This is a genomic window from Virgibacillus sp. Bac330, assembly GCF_003667845.1.
Taxonomy (GTDB): domain Bacteria; phylum Bacillota; class Bacilli; order Bacillales; family Amphibacillaceae; genus Virgibacillus; species Virgibacillus chiguensis.
Genome location: NZ_CP033048.1, coordinates 1,806,441 through 1,832,401 on the forward strand (window position 1 = coordinate 1,806,441; position 25,961 = coordinate 1,832,401).

Consider the following 25,961-nt stretch of genomic DNA (forward strand, 5'->3'; position numbering starts at 1 on the left):
TATAGCTTAACTGTTAAGAGACGTTTTTGCTATATTGGTCCATTTCAATGGTCACATCTGCTACACGTCTCGCTAACTCAAGATCATGCGTAATCATAATTAAAGATTTGTTTTGTGTTTTAATAAATTCGATAAACACATCAATAACCTTAGCTGCCGTATCGCTATCCAATGCAGAGGAAGGCTCATCTAAAAGAAAAACATCTGCCTGTAGTAACATAGCTCTTGCTAATGCAAGCCGTTGTTTTTCGCCACCTGATAAATCTTCAGCAGGAGCGTCTAATGATTTATGTAAAAAAACCTTTTCTAAAGTCTCTTTAAGTTTTAACTCATTTACTACATCTATACCAGATAATTTCTGTCCAATTTTTAAGTTGTCTTCTACGGAGCCTGAAAATATGACTGGAGTTTGTGGAACCGTAGTTATCGATCTCCTAAGCTCGATCGGATTCATTTTCTGCATGTTTTCTCCTTGATAGAAAATAGTCCCTTCGTCAGGCGAATCCAAATGATTTAACAATCGTAAAAAAGTCGATTTCCCACTTCCGCTCTTTCCAACGATACAAACAATTTGTTGAGCAGGGATTTCTAGTTTGTTTATTTCAATAATCCCCTTCACTTTTATATTTTCCGCTCGAAACAATGCCATTTTTATCAACCTCACGATGTAATTTTGCACGTATACTACATATTTTCACTTATTACTACTGTGTTACTCATTGAACAATATAGTCCATATAACATTCCACTTACTAACTATAAATTATTTTGTTAGCTTAACCAAATAAATTGATTTCATGACAGTAAAAAACAGGCTGGACATACGTGCAAACGATTGCTTTCTTTTCAAAGTAGTGACTGTTTTTAGTATTTGGATCTAAATCATCGTGCTTGTATCCGTAATAAGGAATGAAACAAAAGGATTGCAGAGGGGTATCCCATATACCCCTTATAGGTATATGGGATACCCCCCTATAAACACCTTTATTACATGACAGAAACACAAAAACTTGGCTTCATCGCCAAGTTTTTGTGTTTTGAGACAACGGGAGAGGTCATGTAGTTAGTTGATTCCCTTTCGACTAATCATCTCCAGTTATCTCATTTAAATAATAGGATCGAAATTACCAGTATAAAGTAGTCTATACAAGCTTATCTAAATACTTCCATTCTAGAGATTCGAAGGTGCCAATTATTCGTTCACGATCATAATTCCATAATGCTTGGTCTAGTTCACACGTAATGGGAACATTGCACTTTATTTCAGCAAGGCTTCTTGATAAGAGCAACATATCCATATTTGTTTTTATTTTTGTTTGTACACCTTTTGGCAATGTATTTATATTTGCAATTAACGCATCAATAGATCCATGTTCTTGAATTAATTTCAACGCTGTTTTTTCACCGATGCCTTTAACACCTGGGTAGTTATCAGAAGGGTCTCCCATTAATCCTTTTAAATCAATTATCTGTTTCGGTTGAATACCTTTTTTCTCATAGAAATTATGTTGATGAAATAAATCGTAATTTCCCTGTCCTTTTTTCATAATTGCCACGCGGATACCATCATCCACTAGTTGTAAAATATCTTGATCACCTGTAAGAATAGTTACTTCGTGATCTTTCGCATATATCTTAGCTAGGGTTCCAATACAATCATCTGCTTCATAATTTTCTAAACCAATATTTGGCATATTAAAATGATCTACCACTTGTTTTGCTAAGTCAAATTGCGGTATTAATTCAACTGGTGGTTTATCCCGATTCGCTTTATAATCAGCGTACATTTCCGTTCTAAAAGTTTTGCTCCCCATATCCCAACAGCAGATAACATGCGTAGGTTCAAATGTGTGCACAGCGTCTAAAAAATAGCGCAAAAACTGATAAACCCCATTTGTTGGCATCCCTTCACTTGTCTTCATGAAATTACCACGAAAAGCTGTGGCAAAGAAACCTCGAAATAATAGCGCCATGCCGTCAACTAGCATTATTTGATGTTTATTCAAAGTAAAATCCTTCTTTCTATTTGTGATCTGCTAATATAGCAGATATATGATCATGTTTGTATAATAACTCTTGCAACGAAACGTTTGATGACATCATCTCTTCATAACTCTTCATATGTCTTTGGAGTTGATTAGCAATAGCCTGTTTTAATTCCTTTATAATTGCTGTCCACTCTTCCTCATAAAAAGCGGCCATCATTTGTTCATGCTCATCCATAGATTGTTTCGTTACTGGTTTAATTAATTCAAAGATAGTCTCTTTCATTTGTTCCTTCTCATTTTTAGCAAAGAAAGCTTTTGTGTGTTTATATGATTGAACAATTTGAGCAAAAGCTTGCAAATTAACATTTTTTAAAGGCTCGATAAAATCAGGTGAAGCAATTTTCTTTCTGTCTATTTCTGCAAGCAAAAATGAATGATCAATTTTTTGACTTTGTTTCTCTGCAGATCGATATACTTCTAACATTTTATCATTCATAAATGCCTCTAAACGTAACGATACAGCTTGTAACTCTCGAAGCAACTCAGTTTGACAGTAATCAACCAAGTTTTGTAGACAAATCCTAACCTGCTTCCGCCCTTCTTTACCGGATTCCGTAATTGTTGCTGGATTGAATGTTTCTTTAAACATATCATGAAAGCGAATGGAAAAACGCTCTAAAACATAATATATTTGTTTTTCCACTTTTTGTTTCACTTGATTTATCTCTATTGTACCTTTCATACGATCAATAATCTGTTCTATTTGCTGGCGTTTTTGTTCAATGGCGTTTTTGAACGCCTCTTTTTCTTGTTGATCCAATTTTTGTGATGCTATAAATTGTTGAAGTTGTTGCTCTATACGTTCCACATCTCGGTAAGCTGCAGCTACAGCCAATTTCGTTAAACCGTGATGGATAAATGGATAAAAATCGTCTTCAAACTTACTCATAAGCTCATCAGAACGATGATTCATTTGCTTTTCCGTTAATGCTTTCCTACTAGAGACAGGATACAAGCGAGGAAAACGAATCCCTAATTGCGTTAGCTGTTCTTTTACATATGTGGAAACTAACGATAATTCCGCTTTGTCTTTTGCTAGATCAGCTGCATTAACGACAAAAAACATTTTATCTAATTCAAAAGCATCCTTTACTCTACCTAATTGCATAAGAAAATCTTTATCAGTTCGATTCAGTGCATGATTATAATAGGTTACATAAAGAATTGCATCTGCATGTTTAATATAATTAAAGGCAACATTTGTATGTCTGGCATGAACAGAATCTGCTCCAGGTGTATCAACAAGGCTGATTCCTTGTCTAGTTAAATCACAATCGTAAAAAAGATCAATCGTGTCAACAAAACAAGCTTTCGTCTCATCTGCCACATAGCTAGGAAATGCTTCTATAGATAAAATAATTTCTTCACCTAAGTCATCTTTTATGGATTCGAAACCACTTAAAAGAGCCTGCAAAAATGATTGATACGTGTTTTCTAAGTCTGGGTGATGATGAAGTTGTTCCCTAGTAATCCAAGTAATCAATTCTTCTAGTTCATTTGCAACTGGTGAAAATTTTTTTGTCATCGACGTTATTTCTTTCACTAATTCTTGTTTTGTTTTTAATTGTACCAATAGCGTCCCATGCTGATTTTTATCTGTCACTGGGTGTATTCGATTGACAGTAGCAGTGGTTGGATTTGGTGACACAGGTAAAACAGCTTCTCCCATGAGTGCATTCGCAAATGAAGATTTTCCAGCACTAAAAGCGCCAAATAAAGCAATCGTGTATGTGCGATGTTGTAATCGTTGTTGTTTACGAGATAAATCTTCTATAAGTGATTGAAAGCCTGGTAAGTTTTTAACCGTATCTATGGTCTGTTCAATAGCCTTTATAGCCCTATCCACTGGTTGTTTTTTTTCTGTTAATTCCGTTGTTGTTTGACTCGATTTCATTAATAGCTTGTCAGGGATGTTTTCCCGCTTAAATAGTGCTGGCTCACTTGCAAATTTTATACGTTTTTTTTGTTTTGATATATGTTCTTCTATTTCTACAATTGTCATTTTCACAGTAGCAGACTTATGATAACGAGCCTGTCTAACCATCGTTTGCTTTTGTTCTAATTCATCTACTAATGCATAATAATGGTTTGATTTTTCTTGAATATAATTGATTTCTGTTAATTGTTGCTTCAATCGTGAACGCTCAGGAGCCACCTCAGCTTGAAAAGCTTGCTCAATTTGGTTCCATAAAGTATGTGCTAATTGTTTTGCTCGCTTCTTTATTTCATGCGCCACATCATTGGTATAATGAAGGATCGCATCACCATTAAGTGTCGCTCCTTGTTTCATCGTTCTTAAAAGGTCTTCTTCCTTAACAACAATCGTAAAGTGCTGTAAATCATGTTGGACTTGTCCATCATCCACTTTATACGCTTTTATCAATTGGAGCCATTTGTCTCGAAGTTTCCATTGTAATCCAGCCTCTACATTCTGCTGTAAATCAGATACAAATTCAGTTAATCGTTTTTTTCTCTCTTCCTCTGTTTTCTTTTTCGCTCCAATAAAACCAACTTTAAAATTGCTTTGTTGAGATTCTAAAAAAGAAGTAGCTTTATCTCTTAGTGTTGCTGGCATTAAATAAGCATTCTTTACCGTTTCTTGTAAAATGCTATAAAAATCTGCTTTTAAATCAGCTTCCCTCTGTTCAAGTGCTGATAACGCATCTACTATGATTGATTTTTTTACAAGCTTTTCCTGTTGCTCACTCGTAACATAGTCATTTTCCAATGCTTCTTCATATTGTTCTTGAAGAAAATCAACATGTTGTGTAATGATGTCATCTATATGGTGTTTACGATCTAATAACGCTTGTTTACGACTAGTCAACAATTCTTGTATGGCCTTTTGAAGCTCGGTAAATTGGTTATGCTTCGACTTTGGTTCATATAAGGAAGTGTAAAAGATTTTTTCTGGTTTAATTTCCCATAGATCAAAAGTTTGCTTAATACTCTCTTTAAAACTAGCAAATGTTAATTCCGACTCCTTATGTTTATCAATCTGATTAATGATGATGTAAAACGGAATATTCTTTTGTTGAACATTACGCATAAATTGTAAATTCACTTCTGATTGCACATGATTATAGTCCATCACATAAAACAATGCATCCATTAAATGGAGGGAACCCTCTGTCATTAATCGATCTGCATCGTCTGCAGCATCAATACCAGGCGTATCAATAAATGCAGAATTGGAAGGAAGCAATTGTTCAGATGTACTAATTTCAATCTTTTGGATATTATCCTTATCCATGGAATATTGTTTTAAAACTTCCAAATTAAACGGTTCTTTATATTCTTCTGGATCACTATGTTTAAAATACACCCTAATGCTGCCCTTGCCAGATGTGATTTTAACAATGTTTGCACTTGTTGGAATTGGGCTGTTTGGTAAAATATCTTGCCCAAGCAAAGCATTAATCATCGATGATTTCCCAGCAGAAAAATGCCCAGCAAAACAGATCGTGAGTTCCTGTCTCTTATATTTATCGTAGAGCTCAATTAATTTCTCTGTACGTATGCCATCTCCGTTTTCGCGTACTTGTTCATATACAGAAGCTAGTTGATATACGAAACGTGGCGCGGTTTCTTTCTCCATGATGATCTCCCCCATAAGTTCTCTTGCATCCCCTTATCCGATTTACTAGCGTCTATTATACGAGATATGTAACTCTATTTCTACTTAAAATCATTTTAGTTTACATAATAAAATTACAGTTAATTTAAAACCCCACTTTCATTCTTCATCTTAACGAATCGTAAAACACACAAAAAAGCGAAGTATGATGGTACTTTCTACTTTTTTGTGTGTATCAAAATAACGAATCAAATAATAGCACTGAAATCATAAAGTTAATTTCCCACCATGATAACAATAAATATATTTAACTTTAAGATTTTTAATTTTATTCAATGACTGTTCTGCTTGCTTAATATCTATACAAAAATGCGGGTTAGCAATAAACAAATCATCATGATTTTTAACAGCTGCATCTCCAGTAATTACACTTTTTAAACTTGGGAAATACAATGTAATATGCCCCGAAGTATGACCTGGTGTTGCTATTATTTTACACTTGCTATCTAAAATTATATCACCATCATTTACCTTCTCATCTACTGCGACATGCTTCAACTTTCTTAATTGCAGTACAAACCATATACCAAACTCCAATTCCTTTTTTGGCAAATTTTCCAGCATATCTTCAGCTTGAACCAATCTCTCTGATTTTATTTCGCCACTAATGTATGTTGATTCAATTTCGCTAGCTATAATATTAATCTGAGGATATTTTACTTTAAAATCATATAATGAACCTATATGATCATCGTCATAGTGCGTAACAATTACGTTCTTTAATTGCTTCATTTCATATCCATTCTTAATAATTTCATTTTCAATTAAAGGCAAAAAATTTGCATACCCTGTATCGACCAAAGTTAATTCATCATTATTTGAAATAAATAGGCTAGGGTAGATGCAATTTTTTTGTCCATTAAATTCAAATTCAATCGGTAGTTCTATTATTTTCATTTTTCCTCCACTATTAACAAGAAATCTATTTATTTCCAATATGCCCTAGTAACAAAGCATTCTTATTATAGCAGAAAACGGCTTACATGTAACAAATGCTCTTAGATATTTGCGAAAAAATTTACACATCTTAAAAATCATTTTAGTTTACATCACAAAATTATTGTATATTAAAATGAACGCTCGCTATTTATAGATTAGCTGAGCGTTCATTATATTTAAAATCTCTATACCGGATATACACCATGTTTTCTTTCCGTAAATGTTACATTTTTTGATTCATAGATAGAAAAGCGTGTCTTTAATTCTTCTCGCAACTTCTCTGGATCAATAATTGCATCAATTACCATTTCTGAAGCTAAGCGGTAAATATCAATATTCTCTTTATACTCTGCCTGCTTTTCTTTAATAAAGGCCGGTCGCTCATCTTCCGGTAATTCCTGAATCTTATTCGCATATACGGCATTCACTGCTGCTTCAGGTCCCATAACAGCAATTTGAGCAGTAGGTAAGGCTAAACAGCAATCTGGTTCAAAAGCTGGCCCTGCCATAGCATATAATCCAGCTCCGTATGCTTTCCGCACGATAACAGAGATCTTAGGAACCGTCGCTTCACTCATTGTCGCGAGCATCTTTGCTCCGTGACGAATGATGCCAGCGCGTTCCACTTTTGTCCCAATCATAAATCCAGGTACATCTACTAAGAATAACAGTGGGATATTAAATGCATCACAGAGTTGCATAAATTTGGCTGCCTTATCCGCTGAGTCCGGAAATAAGACACCGCCTTTCATCCTTGGCTGATTTGCAATAATACCAATAGACCGTCCGTCTATTCTTGCTAGACCCGTAATTAGTTCAGGCGCAAACTTCTTCTTTATCTCACAAAAGCTATCTTCATCTATAATTTGATCAATAAGATCATACATGTTAAAAGCAGCATTTTGATTCTCTGGAATTAAGTCAGAAATAGTTGTTTTCAGTTGTTTTGTTGCTTTTGCTTCTTCTATGTTTGGTTTCTGCCTAAAATTGGCTGGAAAATAACTTAAGTAAGTTTGCGTGTATGCAATGGCTTCTTGCTCAGACTTTGCTAACACATCACCAACCCCCGAAACAGAGCAGTGCATATTAGCTCCACCCATTTCTTCTAAACTAACTTGCTCGCCAATAACCTTTTCTGCCATTCGTGGTGAACCTAAATACATAGAAGCGTTCCCATCAACCATAACGACAATATCACAAAAAGCAGGGATATAAGCGCCTCCTGCTGCAGAAGGGCCAAACAATAGACATACTTGCGGCACGCGGCCTGATAATTTTATCTGGTTATGAAATATTCGTCCGGCACCTCTTCTTCCAGGAAACATCTCTACTTGATCTGTAATTCTCGCACCAGCAGAATCTACTAGATAAATCATGGGAATTTCCAGTGATAAAGCAGTTTCTTGAATTCGAATGATTTTTTCCACGGTACGCTTTCCCCATGAGCCAGCTTTGACCGTAGAATCATTTGCCATGATGCAAACGGATTGGCCGTTTATTTTCCCAATCCCTGTAACCACACCATCAGATGGTAGTGCACCATCCATGCAATTTGCAAAAAAAGCATCTTCTATATTTAAATCTTCATCTAATAACCTTTTTAACCGTTTACGTACAAACAACTTACCTTTTTCCCCATTTTTACGATGATATTTTTCTTGTCCACCACTCTTAATAGTAGCTACTTTTTCATCATATATATTTTTATGAGTCATCGTATTTAGCCTCCCATTTAGTTCCCCTCATATTTCGGTAGTCTTTTCTCACGAAAGGCGTGTAACCCTTCCATTCGATCTTTCGTTGGAATTGTTTGCTGATAGGCTAATCTTTCAATAAGCAAACCTGTCTTTAAATCGGTTTCTGCACCTTTATTTATAGCTGTTTTAGCCTGTCTAAGGGCAACGGGTCCATTCCTTGAAATAGTTGTTGCAAGTTTATTAGCCTCTGTCATTAAATCACTTTCTGATACGATTTCCTCTATTAACCCGATTCGATAAGCTTCTTCCGCATCGATGCGTTTCGCTCCAAAAATCAATCGTTTCGCTTGACCCATTCCTATCAATCGCGGTAGACGCTGTGTACCGCCTGCTCCTGGTATAATAGCGAGCGAAGTTTCTGTAAGCCCCATTTGCACATGGTCCGCAGCAATACGAATATCACATGCTAATGCTAATTCTAATCCACCACCAAATGCTACCCCATTCATTGCAGCAATAACTGGTATAGACAATTCTTCTATTCTATTTATTGTTTCACTGATACTAGCAACAGCAGCTATTACTTCTTGATCATTCATATTCGCACGCTCTTTTAAATCTGCTCCTGCACAAAATGCTTTCCCACCATTCCCAGTAATAATGGCGCATCGAACAGTATGGTCTTGTTCAATGATATGGAGAGTTGTTTGTAGTTCTTTGAGTAATGGCTGTGATAGCGCATTTGCAGCTTCTGGCCGATTTATTTTTATTACAGCAATGGATGCTTCCTTTTTTAATTCAATATTTTGATCCACAAGTATCCTCCTTCATGGAAAAGTTAGCATCATTCCATTATTCAATGATAGCAATAACATCTCCTTCATTCACAAAATCCCCCTCATTTACTTTTAACGCTTTTAATACTCCAGACTGTTCAGCTGTAATAGGTATTTCCATCTTCATAGATTCCAAGATAACAACATCTTGACCTTCCTCTATTGTTTGCCCTTGTTCTACCGTTATCTTCCAAACACTTCCTGCCATCGTTGCTTTTACTTCCATTTTCTTTTCCTCCCTAATAATAAAACGGCTTTTTGATTTATATCTATACTAAGTAATACGAAGGTAGATTACATTATTTGTAAAATAATTCTAGGTAATTCGTGGTCGTATTTCCAGCTTTAAATTGTTCGTGCTCTATTACATGCAACAACATTGAAATATTTGTTTTTATTCCTGTAACCTTATATTTCCCTAGTGCTTCTTTTAATAAAGCAATAGTTTCATCCCGTGTTTTCCCGTGAACGATTAATTTTGCAATCATTGGATCATAAAATGGGGTTACATCATAATTCGTACCTACAGCGATTTCATTACGAATGCCGTCCCCTTTCGGAGGTTGAAATATATCAATATGCCCAGGTGATGGAAAAAATGTGCTCGGATCTTCCGCATATATCCGAGTTTCAATTGCATGGCCTTGGATGGATAATTCTTGTTGCGTTAAGTTCAACCGTTTGCCGCTAGCGATTTCTAATTGCTTTTCAACAATGTCTATTCCTGTTATTTCTTCTGTAATGGGATGTTCTACTTGAATACGTGTATTCATTTCTAAAAAATAGTAGTTCTCCTCTTCATCCACTAAAAATTCAATTGTACCAGCATTCGTATAGTGAAGAGCCTTCGTTGCTTGAACTGCTTTTTCACCCATTTCTAGCCTAGTTGCTTCGGATATAAATGGAGACGGAGCTTCTTCAATGACCTTTTGATTTCTCCGTTGAATAGAGCATTCGCGCTCAAATAAATGTATGGTATTTCCATAAGTGTCAGCTAGTACTTGCACTTCGATATGACGGGCATTATCTATTTTTTTTTCAATAAACATTGCTCCATCACCAAATAAGCTTTGGGCTCGTTTTGCATTGTTCGTAAATGCTTCTGCCAACTCAGCTTCTTTATACACTACTTGCATACCAACCCCACCACCTCCAGCAGAAGCCTTTACCATCACCGGGTAACCAATTTGATTAGCGTGTAAAAGAGCATCTTCCACTGTAACAATGGCGTCTTCTGTTCCAGGAACAATTGGAACTCCCGCTTCCTTCATCGCGCGTCTAGCTTCAATTTTATTACCCATTTTTTGAATAACCTGACTTCTAGGCCCAACGAAGATAAATCCAGCTTGTTCACATTGCTTAGCAAAGTCAGCATTTTCACTTAAAAATCCATAACCTGGATGTATAGCATCTGCTTTTGCTTCCTTCGCTATCGCAATGACTTTTTCAGCATTTAAATAACTTTCCTGTACACGTGGCGGGCCAATTAAATAACTTTCATCTGCCATTTTTACATGAGGTGCGTGTTTATCAGCTTCGGAATAAACACTTACCGTTTGAATATTTAATTTTTTGCATGTGCGGATAATCCGTACCGCAATTTCTCCTCTGTTAGCAATAACAAGTTTATTTATCATGATCTGCCCCCTATTCAACTAACTTTTGCATCGCCATTTCTTTCAAGCGGTATTTTTGAATCTTTCCACTTGCCGTCATCGGATACTCATCCACAAAAGCAATATACTTTGGTATTTTATGCCATGATATATTCCCTTCACAAAAAGTGCGTATATCGGCTTCAGAAATAGTACTCTCTTTTTTGGGAATAATCCATGCCATTATCTCTTCGCCATATTTTTCGTCAGGGACACCAACAATTTGCACATCAAGTATATCTGAATGCTGATATAAAAATTCTTCAATTTCTCGTGGATAAATATTTTCCCCTCCACGGATAATCATATCTTTCATTCTTCCCGTTATTTCTAAATAACCATCTTCTCGAAGCAAAGCTAAATCTCCAGTGTGTAGCCAACCTTCCTCATCTATTGCCTGCTTAGTAGCTTCGGGATTGTTATAATATCCCTTCATCACATGATAACCTCTTGTCAACAATTCTCCAGGAACTCCACGTTTTTGTTCTTTATTTGTTCCTGGAATGACGATTTTTATTTCAACATTAGGATGAGGCATCCCGACCGTGCTCACTCGTAACTCTATAGCGTCATCTGTCTTCGTTTGTGTAATTACAGGTGAAGCTTCGGTTTGCCCATATGCGATTGTTATTTCATCTGCGCCCATTCTTTCCATTACTTTCGTCATAACTTCCATTGGGCAAGGCGACCCTGACATGATCCCTGTTCTTAAACTAGACAAATCATACCGTTCGAAATTAGGGTGATTCAGTTCAGCAATAAACATCGTTGGCACACCGTGTAAAGCGGTGCATCTTTCTTGAGAAACTGTCTTTAGTACTTTTTCTGGGTCAAATTGCTCTACTAAAACCATTGTAGCTCCTTTGGAAACGGCAGCTAAGACTCCTAGCACACAACCAAAACAGTGAAAAAAGGGGACGGGGATACACAACCGATCTGATTCAGTCAACTTCATACAATCAGCAATTTGCTTCCCATTATTAACAATATTATAATGTGTCAGCATCACACCTTTGGGAAATCCAGTTGTTCCAGAAGTATATTGCATATTAATAACGTCATGCATTGCTAAACTTGCTTTTCGTTCCGTTAGGTCTTGTTCTGCTATGCCTTTTCCTGCTTGCATGATATCGATCCATTTATACGCAAAAGCATAATCCGTTTCACTTAAAACGATAATGTTTTTTAGTTTTGGTAAAACTTTTGATTTTATGTTCCCTGGTGTCGCGTTATCCAGTTCTGGACAAATATTTCTTAAAACTTCCAAATAAGACGTCCCTTTATAATTTTCAGCCATAATTAAAGTAGAAGCCTCGGATTGTTTTAATAAATATTCTAGCTCATTAGCTTGGTAGTTCGTATTTACGGTTACTAATACAGCCCCTATTTTAGCGGTTGAAAATTGGGTCGTTAGCCATTCGGGTTTATTGTCCGACCAAATTGCCACATGATCTCCCTTACTTATTCCTAAAGCCATGAAACCTTTGGCTGCTTCATTTACCTCCTTATTAAATTCCTCATATGTTTTTCTAAGGTTTAATTCTGGGTAGATAATTGCTTCATGATTCGGAAAATATTTTACTTGTTTCTCTAAAAGTTCCCCAACAGTTTCATGTAAAAGCGTCATGAATATCCCCCTTTTGATCCATTAACAACCTAAGTGTCTAGCAATAACTAAGCGTTGAATTTCTGAAGTACCCTCTCCGATTTCAAGTAATTTCGCATCGCGCAAATAGCGTTCTACTTCATATTCACGCATATATCCATAACCGCCATGAATCTGAATCGCTTGATTCGCTGAACGAAAAGCAGTTTCAGTAGCATATAACTTTGCATAAGCAGCTTCTTTCCCAAATGCTTTGTCTTTATCTTTTAACCAGGCAGCTTTATGTACCATATTTCTAGCTAACTCCACTTCCATTGCCATATCAGCTAACTTAAATTGAATCGCCTGAAAATCGGATATAGATTTACCAAATTGTTTTCGTTCTTTTGCATAGGTTAGCGCTTTCTCCAATGAGGCTTGAGCAATCCCTACACCCAGAGCAGCTATAGATATGCGGCCACCATCTAAAGTATATAGGAATTGTTTAAATCCTTTTTTTGGATTTCCTAATAGATTTTCTGTAGGAACGCGTACATTATCCAATACAACTTCAGCTGTATCTGATCCACGAACTCCCATTTTGTCATAACTGCTTGTAATCGTGAGCCCTTCTGTATGCGTAGGAACAATAATAGCAGAAATAATATTTTTCCCTCGATCATCTTTTCCTGTTACAGCGGTTACAATAATTGTTTTAGCGTAGCTTGCGTTTGTAATATAACATTTTTCTCCATTTATAACATATTCGTCACCTTCAACTACTGCTGTCGTCTTTGTTCCCCCAGCATCTGACCCAGCATTTGGTTCGGTTAAGCCAAACGCCCCTAATGCACTACCTTCAGCAAGTGGAACTAAATATTGTTGTTTTTGTGCTTCTGTTCCAAAATAATAAATCGGACTAGCACCTAATGAAACTGCTGCTGCATAACTTAAGCCTGTGCTTCCACAAACGCGGCCAATTTCCTCCACTGCTAAAGCATATGAAATTGTATCTCCCCCAGAACCACCATATTTTTCAGGAAATGGGATCCCTAACAATCCCAGCTCGCCTATTTGTTTAAAAATATCAATTGGAAAAGAAGCTGTTTTATCAATTTCAATTGCTCGTGGTTTGATGACAGATTCAGCAAAATCCCGCACCATATTTTTCACCATTGTTTGTTCTTCGGTAAACGAAAAATTCATGAGCATCCCCCTTTGTTGGATTAGACCGACTGGTTGGTCTGTATTTGGCATTTCTTTTATCGAGAACTGTCGGAACCATAACGTCCTCTTTTTTCCTCACCTAATTCAATCTCTTTTGGTATGATAGATTGTAAAATAAGATCAATAAATATGTCGCTAATTTCATCAATTGTATTCTTCCCCGTAGGCTGATACCACTTATACGTCCAATTCACCATCCCTAAAATTGCCATTCCTGCTATTTCAACAGGTAAATCATCACGAAATTCTCCATCTGCTTGACCTTCAGCAATTGTATTAAAAATCAACTGTTTAAACTGGTCTCTTTTTTGTTTAATTAAAGATTCATATTCTGGCTTCAAATAGATACTTTCCTGATAAAAAACGGAAATATGCGGTTTATAAATATCAAATACTTTCACAAAATCCTTAATAATCGCTTGCAGCTTATCTGTTGGACAAGTATGACTGCTATTAGCAGCTTCCGCTTTTTCCAATACATAGCTAATAAATATATCATGAATGACGTAAAGCAATTCTTCCTTAGAAGTAAAATGATGATAAAACCCGCCTTTAGAAGTTTCTACATCCTTAACAATTTCATTTACCGTTACACCATGAAACCCTTTCTTTTCAAATAGCAGTAATGAAGATTGAATAATCTTTTCTCGTAAATCCGTCCTTATCCCTCCTTTTATTTGTATACGTTTACATTATCATAGTTAGCTGAAAATTTAAAGTGTTTATACGAATCAAATATAATTTTACTACTAATTATGAATGAGGAATACATCGAATTGAAACAATAGAAACATTTTATAAGTAATAAAAACAACTTAGAATTAAGTTTTTTAAAAAACCGAACCAGCGTTTACGATCTACTGGTTCGGTTTAGCTGTTATGTTCACAAAAAAATAAACGATGTACGGTTAAGTTTCGGATGATTTTGCAAATGGCTGCTCATATTGGACTTGCTTCCATGCATCGATAATTTCTCCATGAATATCAGCATCTATAATAAATGATCCGTTACTGTACCGATCACTATTGGATAGTTCTAATGGGAATACGTGATGCACTTCTTCATCTTTTGTTTTAAATTGAATTGTATCTTGTTCGTTAATGAGAAAGAAGCCTCGTATCCGATGTGGCTTACTTTTCAGTTCACGAAGCATTTGTAAACCTCTTTTAGCTCGACTTGTTTTCTCAAACATATTTAACTTCATCCGCTTGCAAGCGCCGCGCTGCGTTAAAACGACTAAAGAAGCCTCTGATAAATCATCAAATACTTGACCACTAACTACATGTTCATCATTTTTTAACTGCATTGCTTTTACCCCAGCAGCACGTTGCCCAACAACTGAAATTTCCGATTCATGATACCATAATCCATATCCTTTGTCTGAAGCAACAAATACATCTTGATTTCCATCTGTTAAATGGACATTGATTACTTCGTCACCATTTTTCAAGTTAAGTGCAATTAATGGCTTTGCATATCTTTGTGCTTCATAAAGATGGAATTGGCTTCTTTTGACCATGCCATTTTTAGTGAAAAACAATAAATAGCAACGTTCATCAAATTGACGTATAGGTAAACATTCAATTACTTTTTCTTCTTTTTCTAAGGTTACAATATTAGATAAATGCTGTCCAATATCTTTCCAGCGAATATCCGGTAACTCATGTACAGGTAAATAAATATACCTACCTTTATTTGTGAACAAGAGAACTTTATCCGTTGTATTTAGTTCTATCAAGCGAATTAGATGATCTTCTTCTTTCATAGCGAAATCTTCCCCGTTGGAAGCACTATAAGAACGTAAACTCGTCCGTTTTATATAACCGTCTCTCGTCACTGACAGTAGTACATCTTCACTTGCAACCATCACTTCAATATCAATTTTCAGTTCTTCAATCTCAGCTTCAATAACTGTTAAACGTGGCGTCGCATATGTCTTTTTTATTTTCCTTAGGTCTTTTTTAATTGTTTTTAAAAGTTCCTTTTCACTGCCTAAAATAAGCTCTAATTCCTTAATCCGTTCTTGTAAAGCATTTGCCTCTTGCTCTAATGAAGTAATATCTGTATTTGTTAATCTATATAACTGCAAAGTAACAATGGCTTCAGCTTGTGCTTCTGTAAAGGAATAGGTTCTGATAAGGCGTTGCTTTGCATCCTGTTTATCTTTGGATGAACGGATCGTTTGGATAATTTCATCAAGCATAGAAATAGCTTTAATCAAACCTTCAACGATATGAGCGCGATCTTTCGCTTTTTTTAGATCAAAAGCTGTTTGCCTCGTTACGACTTCTTTTTGATGAGCAATATACGACTCTAATAATTGGTTTAACGATAATTGTTTGGGTGTTTTATCTTGTATAGCAACCATATTAAAATGATAAGTTACTTGTAAGTCTGTATTTTTAAATAAATAATTTAAAACACCTTCTGCATTTACGTCTTTTTTCAACTCAATTACAATTCGTAATCCTGTACGATCTGTCTCATCGCGAACTTCAGCAATCCCTTCTACTTTTCGGTCAATGCGTAATTCGTCAATTTTCTTAACCATATTCGCTTTATTGACTTCATAAGGGATTTCATCAATAATAATCTGTTCACGGTTTCCCCGTAGGCTTTCAATTCTTGTTTTCCCACGAACTACAATTCTTCCACGACCTGTTTCATACGCTTTTTTTATTCCATCAAAACCTTGGATAATCCCTCCAGTAGGAAAATCAGGCCCTTTTATAACTTTCATTAATTCTTCCGTAGTAACAGTAGGTTTATCAATTTTAAGAATAACGGCATCTAACACCTCTGCTAAATTATGCGGTGGGATATCTGTTGCATATCCAGCAGAAATTCCGGTTGATCCATTTACGAGCAAATTAGGAAACTTTGCTGGTAAAACAACGGGTTCTGTATCGGTATCATCAAAATTAGAAATAAAATCAACGGTATCTTTATCAATATCTCTTAGTAGCTCAGAAGCGATGCTAGACAATCTCGCTTCCGTATAACGCATAGCAGCAGGTGGATCGCCATCAATACTTCCATTATTTCCATGCATTTCAACTAAAACGTTTCTTACTTTCCAATCTTGACTAAGTCGAACCATAGCCTCATAAACGGAGGAATCGCCATGTGGATGATAATTACCGATTACTGTACCTACTGTTTTTGCCGATTTTCGAAAATTTTTATCATGTGTATTTTTTTCTTCATGCATAGCATAAAGAATTCTACGTTGTACTGGTTTTAAACCATCTCTAGCATCAGGTAACGCTCTATCCTGAATAATATATTTACTATACCTTCCAAATCGATCGCCTATTACTTCTTCTAAGGGAAGGTCTAAAAATGTTCCTGATTGAGTCAAACCGAGCCCTCCTTAAAATTTATTCATCTGTATAAATTTTATCATTTTCTAAAATATTGGAATCATCATCCAAACCGAATTCAACATTGCCTTCAATCCATTTTCTTCGTGGTTCTACTTTATCCCCCATTAATGTTGTTACTCTACGTTCAGCACGAGCTAAATCATCAATAGTAACACGAATTAACGTTCGGGATTCAGGGTTCATAGTCGTCTCCCAAAGTTGATCTGCATTCATTTCTCCTAAACCTTTATAGCGTTGTAATGAATAGCCATTTTTAAATTCTTTAGCGACTCGTTTCATTTCTTGTTCATCCCACGCATAGGCTACTTGTCTCTTTTTTCCTTTCCCTTTAGCAATTTGATATAAAGGGGGAAGTGCAATATAGACTTTTCCAGCTTCTACAAGTGGGCGCATATAGCGATAAAAAAATGTGAGCAATAAAACTTGAATATGTGCTCCATCCGTGTCTGCGTCAGTCATGATAATAACTTTATCATATTGAACATCCTCTAAATCGAAGTCACCGCCTACACCAGCACCAATTGTATGGATAATCGTTGAGATTTCTTCATTCTTAAAAACATCTTCCAATTTAGCTTTTTCTGTATTAATTACTTTCCCCCGTAACGGAAGTACTGCTTGAAACTTGCGGTCTCTTCCTTGCTTAGCAGAGCCTCCTGCTGAATCTCCCTCTACAAGGTATAATTCATTTCGTTTTGCATTTTTTGATTGAGCAGGAGTAAGCTTTCCGCTAAGCAGAGTTTCTCTCTTTTTTCGCTTTTTTCCTGTTCTCGCTTCTTCCCTTGCTTTTCGAGCTGCCTCCCTCGCTTCCTTTGCTTTTATCGCTTTTTTAATGAGCAAATTGGCGATATCTGGGTTCTCTTCAAGGAAAAAAGTCAATTTTGAAGAAACAACGGCATCTACTACAGATCTCGCTTCAGGAGTACCTAATTTCCCTTTCGTCTGACCTTCAAATTGTAATTTATCTTCAGGCACACGTACCGAGACAATGGATGTAAATCCTTCACGTATATCTGTACCTTCTAGATTTTTATCTTTTTCTTTTAACAGTTCTGTCCGCTTTGCATAATCGTTAAATGTTCTTGTAATTGCCGTTCGCGCCCCAGATTCATGCGTTCCACCATCTTTCGTACGAACATGATTAACAAACGACAGCATACTCTCTGCAAAGCCATCATTAAACTGAAACGCAAAATCAACCTCAATACCTTGTTGTTCACCTTCAAAAGCTACAACCGGATGAAGTGTATCCTTTTCCTCATTTAAATAATTTACAAACGCTTTTAACCCATCTGGAAATTGGTATTTCTCTACTTGATGATATCTTACATCATGTAATTCAATAGTTAGACCTTTTAATAAAAAAGCTGCTTCTCGTAAACGCTCTGATAGAGTCTCAAAATCATAAACTGTAGAAGTAAAAATAGTAGGGTCAGGTTTAAAATGAATAATCGAACCAGTTAGCTTTGTTGTTCCTTTTTTCTCCAAAGTCCCAACAGGTTTACCTCCATTTTCAAATCGCTGAAAATATTTATGCCCATCTCGATGAATCGTTACTTCAAGCCATTCCGACAAAGCATTTACTACCGAAGCACCAACTCCATGTAAACCCCCGCTTGTTTTATAACCGCCTTGCCCGAATTTACCTCCTGCATGTAAAATCGTAAAAATAACTTCAGGAGTTGGTTTTCCTGAACGATGCATGCCTGTAGGAATTCCTCGTCCATAATCTGTTACGGAAATGCTATTATCCTTATGTATCATTACTTTAATGACATCCCCAAACCCAGCCAAAGCCTCATCTACCGCATTATCTACTATTTCAAACACAAGATGATGCAGTCCTCGAAGATCTGTACTTCCAATATACATTCCAGGTCGTTTTCGTACAGCCTCAAGGCCTTCTAGAACTTGAATCGAGTCATCGCTATATGAATTAGCTTGTTTTGTCACGCCGTACCTGCTCCTTTCATTACTGTATGTATTATATTAGAACGAACGTTTGCATATGTAAAGAAAAAAGAAGTTACTGCACTGGTAAAGAACCTTTTCTTACTATAAACAGCACACTTCTATTGTAATTAGAGAAAAGCGTTAAATTTCAATTTGAACATATCTATAAGTTTATTGCTCCATAATAAAAGTGGGGAAAACTTCTCTTATTTTAATGTAACGGTCAATTCGTTGCTATGAAGCATTCATAATTTTAACTGCATTCCATCTTCCTATTTTAAGCCCCGTTACTTATTATACTATAGAGACAAGTTGCTCATATTGCAAGAATGACTCTCATTTAAACATGCGAAATCGCTGTCCCTTTCAATCATTGACGAGGTTTTTGTCCCACTCGTTAATATAAAATAAGTATATATTAAAATGCTATGGAGAGAGATTATTCCCCTTATTCTTCCTTTACTTTTAAGTTGTGCGATCATCTTTAGAGAACAAAGCCTTTTCTCACCTATGTAAAAAATTAAATCGAGTAGGAGGGGGCGACTAACCCCCGACCTCTCACACCACCGTACGTACGGTTCCGTATACGGCGGTTTCATTTAAGTCCAACGCATCGTTTGATATCGTTTATGTAGACTCTTTAAGCCTAGGTTTGACCAGTATCGATCACCTAATGCTCTATGTAAGATCGGACTTTTAGCTATACGCCAATAAGCCTTTCTCGTGTTTGCCCACTCCCATGCTTTTCCTTTACTAATTCCAAGTTTTATTAAATTCTTGTATTTTGTTTTGACTTTCTTCCATTCTTTCCAGCGTATCATTCGCATCCTTCTTCGAATCCAGCTATCCAAAACTTCAAATATAGAGGGCGTCTCTGCTAGCTGATAGTAGCCTAGCCAACCTACTAAGTATCGATTTAGCTTTGCGATTCTATCCTGCATATTCATAGACTTCTTTCTTGAGGTTAGTTCTCTGACAAGCTGTTTAAAGCGTTTGATACTTTCTTTAGAAACCCGAATCTTTGGGTTCTCTTTATGGAATGTGAAAGAAAATCCTAGGAATTTACGCTTCCATGGGCGGTCTACTGCACTTTTCTGTTCATTTACTTTTAATTTGAGTTTTCCTTCGATAAATGTAGTGATACTTTTCATCACTCGCGATCCCGCTCTCCTCGATTGAACATATATGTTACAGTCGTCCGCATAACGGACGAAATGGAGCCCCCTTCGCTCTAATTCTTTATCTAGCTCATCTAAAACGATGTTGGATAGCAACGGACTTAATGGTCCGCCTTGAGGGGCTCCTTCTGTGTTTGGTTGAACGATTCCGTCCTCCATAATGCCAGCTTGGAGATACCTACGTATAAGTTTAAGTACTCTCGGATCTTTGACCTTTTGGCTCAGTTTCCTCATTAATCGGTCGTGATGTACTTTATCAAAGAATTTCTCTAAATCCATGTCTATAACCCAGCGATAGCCATCTTTCATATAGCTTCTCGCTTTCCTAACCGCGTCATGTCCTCGTCTGTTTGGGCGAAAACCATAACTATGTTCAGAAAATGTTGCGTCATAGATGGTTGTTAGAACTTGTGCGATTGCTTGTTGGATGAAACGGTCTAGCACGGTAGGAATTCCTAGCTTCCTCACTCCGCCGTTTGGTTTCGGGATTTCGACACGGCGAACGGGTTGAGGATAGTAGGTACCTGATTCGAGTTGTTCTCGAACGGAAGCCCAGTGTTCCATGAGATGCGCTCGTAGGTTTTGTACGGGCATTTCATCCACACCGTGGCTTCCTTTGTTACGTTCGACACGTTTCAGTGCACATATTAAGTTTTCTCGTGATAGAATGCTTTCCAACATGATATCTAACTCCTACGTGAATGGCTCTTTCTTCTTGTGTGGCAATTTCTCTCAGCCCTTCTAGTGTCCCCCACGGGATTCACCGCTTCCTTCACTAGGAAGGTTTTCTTGTTTCTGCTTCATCAAGTATTGCGTACTCCGAAGCGACCATTCTTCTTCAATGATTCAGCCCTTCCTAGAAATATCTAGTACTACGGCTTCGGCTGACTTCTGACAGTTCAGCGAACACTTACATGTTCGGTTACGGCGTGTGCACCGCTTTTCTGTCAGATCTCCCGGGGTAAGCACACATTCTTCCTCTCCATATCCCCACTTCATTTACTCTGTGTACCCTTTGGCAGTAAGGACTTTGACTTGTTGTGCAGTCTCATCCAAGTACACCTAGCCTTCTATGAAGTTCGTGTTCCTAAGGGCGGAGATTTGCCGCCGACTTCCTTCAGATTCTGGGTCACCCCAGACACCCTTGTCTTAGGCTAACCACTACTACTGCCTTCGTGGTTCGGGACTCGAACCCTAGAGAATGTGTGCATGCCTGGCACACACAAACAAAAGGATGACATGTTTTTGTCACCCTTTTGTTCTACCTATTATTTTACCAACACAGCATGGACTACTTTAATACATAAATCCATAATAACAGTAAAGTCATGATGCTTTAAGTAATAATATGCTTCTTCATTAACAATACCTTGTTGAGCCCAAAAAACCCTACAATTCGTTTTTACAGCTTGTTGTGCAATTTCTGGTAAAAATTCTGGTTTGCGAAACACATTAATAATATCTATCGAATCAGGTACTTCTGACAACGACGTATAGGCTTTTTCCCCAAGAACTTCCTCTACAGTGGGGTTTACAGGAATAATTTTATACCCTTCTTGTTGCATAATCTTAGCAATTTGGTAAGATGTTCGTTCTGGATTATTTGATAATCCAACAACGGCAATTGTTTTAGCTGTAGCTAGAATCTGCTTCAGTTCTTCATTTGTTGGGTTTTCCCAAGTCATATAATGACCTCCTTCATTTTATCCCAAAATAAGGTGCTATAAGATTCCTGCTGAGACGAGAAATGAAGAGGTAACAGCACCTAAATGGTCTTCTTTGTAAGCATTCTTTAAGTCACACCTTAGCGATGCAGACGATTAGGCGAGAGCCTTCCCGTTATTGTAATAATCCCTGATCTGTTAAAAAATCTTTAGCAACTTTTTCAGGTGACTGATCTTCATAGTCCACTAGATAATTCATTTCTCTCATTTGTTGATCCGTTATTTTACCTCCAAGCTGATTTAAAACTCGCTCTAGTCCAGGGTGTTTTTCTAACGTATCGTTACGTAAAAGAGGTGCTCCTTGATAAGGAGGAAATAAACTTTTCGTATCTTTTAAAGCAACTAAACCAAGCTCTTCCATGTAACTATCTGTTGCATATGCATCAATGAGATCAACTTCACCGGATGTTATGGCTTCCTGTCGCAAACCAGGATCCATTGTGTTAACATCTGCAATGTCCAGCTCATAAACATCCTGCATTCCAACATATCCATCGTATCTGTCCTTAAATTCCAATGTAAATCCTGCAATCAACTGTTCTTCTACTTGTTTAATGTCTTCCATTGTTTGCAAGTTGTATTGATCAGCTATTTCTTTTGTCGTTGCAACGGTGTACGTATTATTATAATCCATCGGCTGTAAATATGCCATATCAAATGCCTCTTCCATTCCATCTTTGGCTTGTTGATACACTTCTAGTTCATTTTGGCTAGTTGTCTCTTCTTCTAAATGAGTAACAATGGCTGTTCCTGTAAATTCAGGATAAACATCAATACTCCCTTGTTCCAATGCCTCAAACACAAATGCTGTTTTTCCAAGATTTGGCTTTAGGGTAACGTTTAAATTCATTTCCTCTTCTATTAAGAGCTTGTACATATTCATTAAAATAGTAGGTTCAGCCCCTAATTTCCCACCGATCACGATGTCTTCCTTTTCTTCCATTTGGATAACGAATGGAGCGATAACAATACATATAGCAAGTAGTAACATAACTAACAGCGTTTTAATGCCTGCTTTCTTAGAAACTCGTTCAAACCACCGTAAAATGACATCGAGTATAATTGCAAGTAAAGCGGCAGGTATAGCTCCTAATAAAATTAGATTAACATCAGCTCCACGGTCTAAGCCTAATAGAATAATTTCTCCTAAACCGCCAGCGCCAATTAAAGCGGCTAATGTAGTTGTTCCAACAATTAAAACCATAGATGTCCGAACTCCTGCCATTAATACTGGCATCGCAATAGGTAATTCAACTTTTATTAACCGCTTATAAGAATTCATCCCCATGCCTGTTGCTGCTTCAATATAAGCTTGATCTACTTCTTTAATCCCAGTATAACTATTTCGTAAAATTGGCAGTAAACCGTAAGCAGTTAAAGCGATAACAGCTGGTAGCGTCCCAATACCGAAAAAAGGAATTAAAAATGCTAACACCGCTAAACTTGGAATAGTCTGTAAAATAGCTGTAAGACCTATGACCGGTTCAGCTATTTTAGGATATCTTGTTAACAAGAGCCCTAAAGGAACAGCGATTAAAATAGCGATGATTAAAGCAATAAGTGATATTTGTAAATGCTCCCAAATGGTTTCAGCAAGCAATCCTTGTCGGTTTTGAAATGCATTTACAAACTCATTCATCTTCTGATCCCCCTGCAAACAGGGACTGATCTTTTAAATACGCAACCATATCTCTAAATTGAAACACTCCAACAAGTTTATTTTCTTTTACTATTGGAAAGAAATCTTGGTCTACTTCTTCTGTCACATGGACCACCTCTGATAAAGGAAGATTATGTTGTAGTTGTACGCCTTCCATCTTCCTACCTTGTTTCACCATACCAACATAATTATTATTTTCATCCGCTATTATATATAGTAGGTTAGGGTCATATTCTCCTTGTTTCAAAGCAGTTCGGCTTAATATATGTTTTCTTGCAGAAGAAGCAATTGTTTCCACAGGTGTGTCCCAAGGTGACTGACTTTTACCAGTGAATTCTTTTACAAATGTAGTTTTCGGGTGACGTACGAGATTGTCTGGTGTATCAAACTGTACAATTTTCCCTTCATTCATTAAACAAACACGATCCCCTAATGCCATTGCTTCTTTTATATCATGGGTAACAAACAAAATGGTTTTTTTCACTTCTTGTTGTAATCTTTGGATATCTGTTTGTAATTGCTGCCTACTGATCGGATCTAAGGCACTAAATGGCTCATCCATCAATATAATATCCGGATCACCTGCCAAAGCACGAATAACTCCAATACGCTGTTGCTGACCACCAGAAAGTTCGGCTGGCAGTTTTTTCTTATACATGGATGGGTCAAGACCGACCATCTCTAATAGTTCCTTAGATCGATTTTGAATTCGTCGTCGATCCCATTTTTTTAATTCAGGAACAACTGCGATATTTTCTTCTATGGTCATATGAGGAAATAAAGCTATTTCTTGTAGTACGTAACCAATATTCCACCGTAACTGGTCAATTGGAAATGCGCTAATATTTTCTCCTTTTATATAGATGTCACCTGAAGTTGGTTCCATTAGTCGATTAACCATTTTAATTGTTGTTGTTTTACCACAACCACTTGGGCCAATTAAAGTAATAAATTCTCCTTTTTCGACTTGGAAAGAAATATCTTTTACAGCTTCTGTTCCATCTAGATATGCTTTGTAAACTTGGTTAAATTCAATCATAACAAGCCTCCATATATGTATTAACTATGATCTACGTTCAGTTAGAAGGGTTCCGCTTTCTTAGCTAGATTTTTTTTCGTCAAGTCTTATTAGCTAAAAGTTCGGTTTCTGCCTAGTTGTAAACTGGTTATAATTATTGTAGTATGAATGCTGTCATCTTTAAAGCGAGCCTCAAACACAAACAATACCATATTCTAGTAAACAATCATAGGATTCTTTAATTAACAATTTCAATGCTTATGTAATACCCCTTATACAAAACGAAGAAACCTAGTATATGAATTAACTGTTCTTAATTTATAAACTTCATGCTAAAATAAAGAACAGCACTAATATATTTTGTAAGTTGCATGGTATTCATCAGAAGCGCTATCATATACTTCGTTGTAATAATCGTAGTGCGGTAAAATCTTCAATTTGTTTAGTAGCCTAATCGTATACTCTAAACGAATATGGGATTTAGGTACTGTTATCTCTACTAATACTTGTTTAGTCATATCTTCTGAGTTTTGAGGTTGGAATCATGCAGCACTATACATCCGAAATAAATAACATCATATACGGAAAGTAGGGAAATAAAATATGGAATTTGTTCTGTTTGCTTTTATAGCCTATTTACTTGGTTCAATCCCTTCAGCGCTTATCGTTGGTAAGGTTGGATATAACAAAGATGTACGACAACATGGAAGTGGAAATTTAGGAGCAACCAACACCTTTCGTGTATTAGGTATAAAAGCTGGAATCATTGTAACTTTAGCTGACATTTTAAAAGGGACTGCAGCAACACTCATCCCCCTAATATTTGACGCTGATGTACACAGACTTATTATTGGACTGTTCGCCGTTATTGGCCACACGTACCCGATTTTTGCTAAAATGAAAGGTGGAAAAGCGGTTGCAACGTCTGCAGGAATCATTTTAGGTATTAATCCACTATTATTTTTATTGATGATATCAACTTTCATTATTAGCTTGTATATTTCTAAATATGTGTCGCTTTCCTCCATTATTACTGGAGTCATAACAGTTATTTTTTCTTTTGTTTTTCAAAATACAGGATTAATTATCGTTACATCACTATTAACTATTTTCGTGATATATAGACATCGGGAAAATTTAAAGCGAATAAAGAACAAAACAGAGCCAAAAATTACGTGGATGTAGCTACATAACATGATTATCTAATGCACTATACTTTGTTACAATTCATAACGAGAAAACTATAGCTAGAACTTGAAAAAATAACGTTTCTTTGTAGTTACTTTGAAAAATGCATTTTATTTTGTTTAAAAGACTTTAGCATGTCATTACTGTTTATGCAAAAGTTATCGTTTTTTATCATAGCATATTTTTGTAAAACTTAGATGATGCCCTTGCTTTATTGAGACATAAAGGA

Annotated in this window: 18 protein-coding genes; 1 reads left to right on the plus strand and 17 read right to left on the minus strand. The window is 36.5% G+C overall.

Going from position 1 to position 25,961, the window contains the following annotated elements; translation table 11 throughout:
* Positions 1–13 precede the first annotated feature (13 nt).
* The 17 genes from D9780_RS08465 to D9780_RS08545 form a co-directional block, all read right to left on the minus strand.
* Positions 14–649, minus strand: coding sequence for an ABC transporter ATP-binding protein (locus D9780_RS08465; RefSeq protein ID WP_205601121.1), 636 nt, complete (start codon positions 647–649; stop codon positions 14–16).
* A gap of 493 nt (positions 650–1,142) precedes the next feature.
* Positions 1,143–1,988 (minus strand): 5'-3' exonuclease, encoded by an 846-nt coding sequence (locus D9780_RS08470; protein WP_371413737.1) that lies wholly within the window; start codon positions 1,986–1,988, stop codon positions 1,143–1,145.
* A gap of 34 nt (positions 1,989–2,022) precedes the next feature.
* Positions 2,023–5,646 (minus strand): dynamin family protein, encoded by a 3,624-nt coding sequence (locus D9780_RS08475; RefSeq protein WP_162985829.1) that lies wholly within the window; start codon positions 5,644–5,646, stop codon positions 2,023–2,025.
* 246 nt (positions 5,647–5,892) lie between these two features.
* Positions 5,893–6,582, minus strand: a complete 690-nt coding sequence (locus tag D9780_RS08480) for an MBL fold metallo-hydrolase (RefSeq protein WP_121639853.1) — start codon at positions 6,580–6,582, stop codon at positions 5,893–5,895.
* A 227-nt stretch (positions 6,583–6,809) separates the two neighbouring features.
* The gene (locus D9780_RS08485; protein ID WP_073004028.1) at positions 6,810–8,339 is read right to left on the minus strand and encodes an acyl-CoA carboxylase subunit beta; all 1,530 of its coding nucleotides are present in this window, start codon (positions 8,337–8,339) and stop codon (positions 6,810–6,812) included.
* 17 nt (positions 8,340–8,356) lie between these two features.
* On the minus strand, positions 8,357–9,136 hold the full coding sequence (locus tag D9780_RS08490) for an enoyl-CoA hydratase (protein WP_121639854.1): 780 nt from the start codon (positions 9,134–9,136) through the stop codon (positions 8,357–8,359).
* Between the two features lie 37 nt (positions 9,137–9,173).
* Positions 9,174–9,383, minus strand: a complete 210-nt coding sequence (locus D9780_RS08495; protein ID WP_121639855.1) for an acetyl-CoA carboxylase biotin carboxyl carrier protein subunit — start codon at positions 9,381–9,383, stop codon at positions 9,174–9,176.
* A 73-nt stretch (positions 9,384–9,456) separates the two neighbouring features.
* A complete protein-coding gene (locus D9780_RS08500; RefSeq protein ID WP_121639856.1) occupies positions 9,457–10,794 on the minus strand; it encodes an acetyl-CoA carboxylase biotin carboxylase subunit in 1,338 nt (445 codons plus the stop codon).
* A 10-nt stretch (positions 10,795–10,804) separates the two neighbouring features.
* The gene (locus tag D9780_RS08505) at positions 10,805–12,439 is read right to left on the minus strand and encodes an AMP-binding protein (RefSeq protein ID WP_121639857.1); all 1,635 of its coding nucleotides are present in this window, start codon (positions 12,437–12,439) and stop codon (positions 10,805–10,807) included.
* Positions 12,440–12,460: 21 nt separating this feature from the next.
* Positions 12,461–13,603, minus strand: a complete 1,143-nt coding sequence (locus D9780_RS08510) for an acyl-CoA dehydrogenase family protein (protein WP_073004019.1) — start codon at positions 13,601–13,603, stop codon at positions 12,461–12,463.
* Positions 13,604–13,659: 56 nt separating this feature from the next.
* A complete protein-coding gene (locus D9780_RS08515; protein WP_073004017.1) occupies positions 13,660–14,289 on the minus strand; it encodes a TetR/AcrR family transcriptional regulator in 630 nt (209 codons plus the stop codon).
* Positions 14,290–14,532: 243 nt separating this feature from the next.
* Positions 14,533–16,986, minus strand: coding sequence for a DNA topoisomerase IV subunit A (gene parC / locus D9780_RS08520; protein WP_121639858.1), 2,454 nt, complete (start codon positions 16,984–16,986; stop codon positions 14,533–14,535).
* Positions 16,987–17,005: 19 nt separating this feature from the next.
* The gene (gene parE / locus D9780_RS08525) at positions 17,006–18,964 is read right to left on the minus strand and encodes a DNA topoisomerase IV subunit B (protein WP_073004013.1); all 1,959 of its coding nucleotides are present in this window, start codon (positions 18,962–18,964) and stop codon (positions 17,006–17,008) included.
* A gap of 599 nt (positions 18,965–19,563) precedes the next feature.
* The gene (gene ltrA / locus D9780_RS08530) at positions 19,564–20,826 is read right to left on the minus strand and encodes a group II intron reverse transcriptase/maturase (protein WP_121639859.1); all 1,263 of its coding nucleotides are present in this window, start codon (positions 20,824–20,826) and stop codon (positions 19,564–19,566) included.
* 584 nt (positions 20,827–21,410) lie between these two features.
* On the minus strand, positions 21,411–21,827 hold the full coding sequence (locus D9780_RS08535) for a CoA-binding protein (protein WP_073004012.1): 417 nt from the start codon (positions 21,825–21,827) through the stop codon (positions 21,411–21,413).
* Positions 21,828–21,981: 154 nt separating this feature from the next.
* The gene (locus tag D9780_RS08540; protein WP_121639860.1) at positions 21,982–23,505 is read right to left on the minus strand and encodes an ABC transporter permease/substrate-binding protein; all 1,524 of its coding nucleotides are present in this window, start codon (positions 23,503–23,505) and stop codon (positions 21,982–21,984) included.
* The gene (locus D9780_RS08545) at positions 23,498–24,565 is read right to left on the minus strand and encodes an ABC transporter ATP-binding protein (protein WP_121639861.1); all 1,068 of its coding nucleotides are present in this window, start codon (positions 24,563–24,565) and stop codon (positions 23,498–23,500) included. The genes D9780_RS08540 and D9780_RS08545 overlap by 8 nt, the downstream gene beginning before the upstream one ends.
* A gap of 582 nt (positions 24,566–25,147) precedes the next feature.
* Between D9780_RS08545 and plsY the strand changes: the two genes are divergently transcribed.
* On the plus strand, positions 25,148–25,729 hold the full coding sequence (gene plsY, locus D9780_RS08550; protein ID WP_121639862.1) for a glycerol-3-phosphate 1-O-acyltransferase PlsY: 582 nt from the start codon (positions 25,148–25,150) through the stop codon (positions 25,727–25,729).
* Positions 25,730–25,961: the final 232 nt, after the last annotated feature.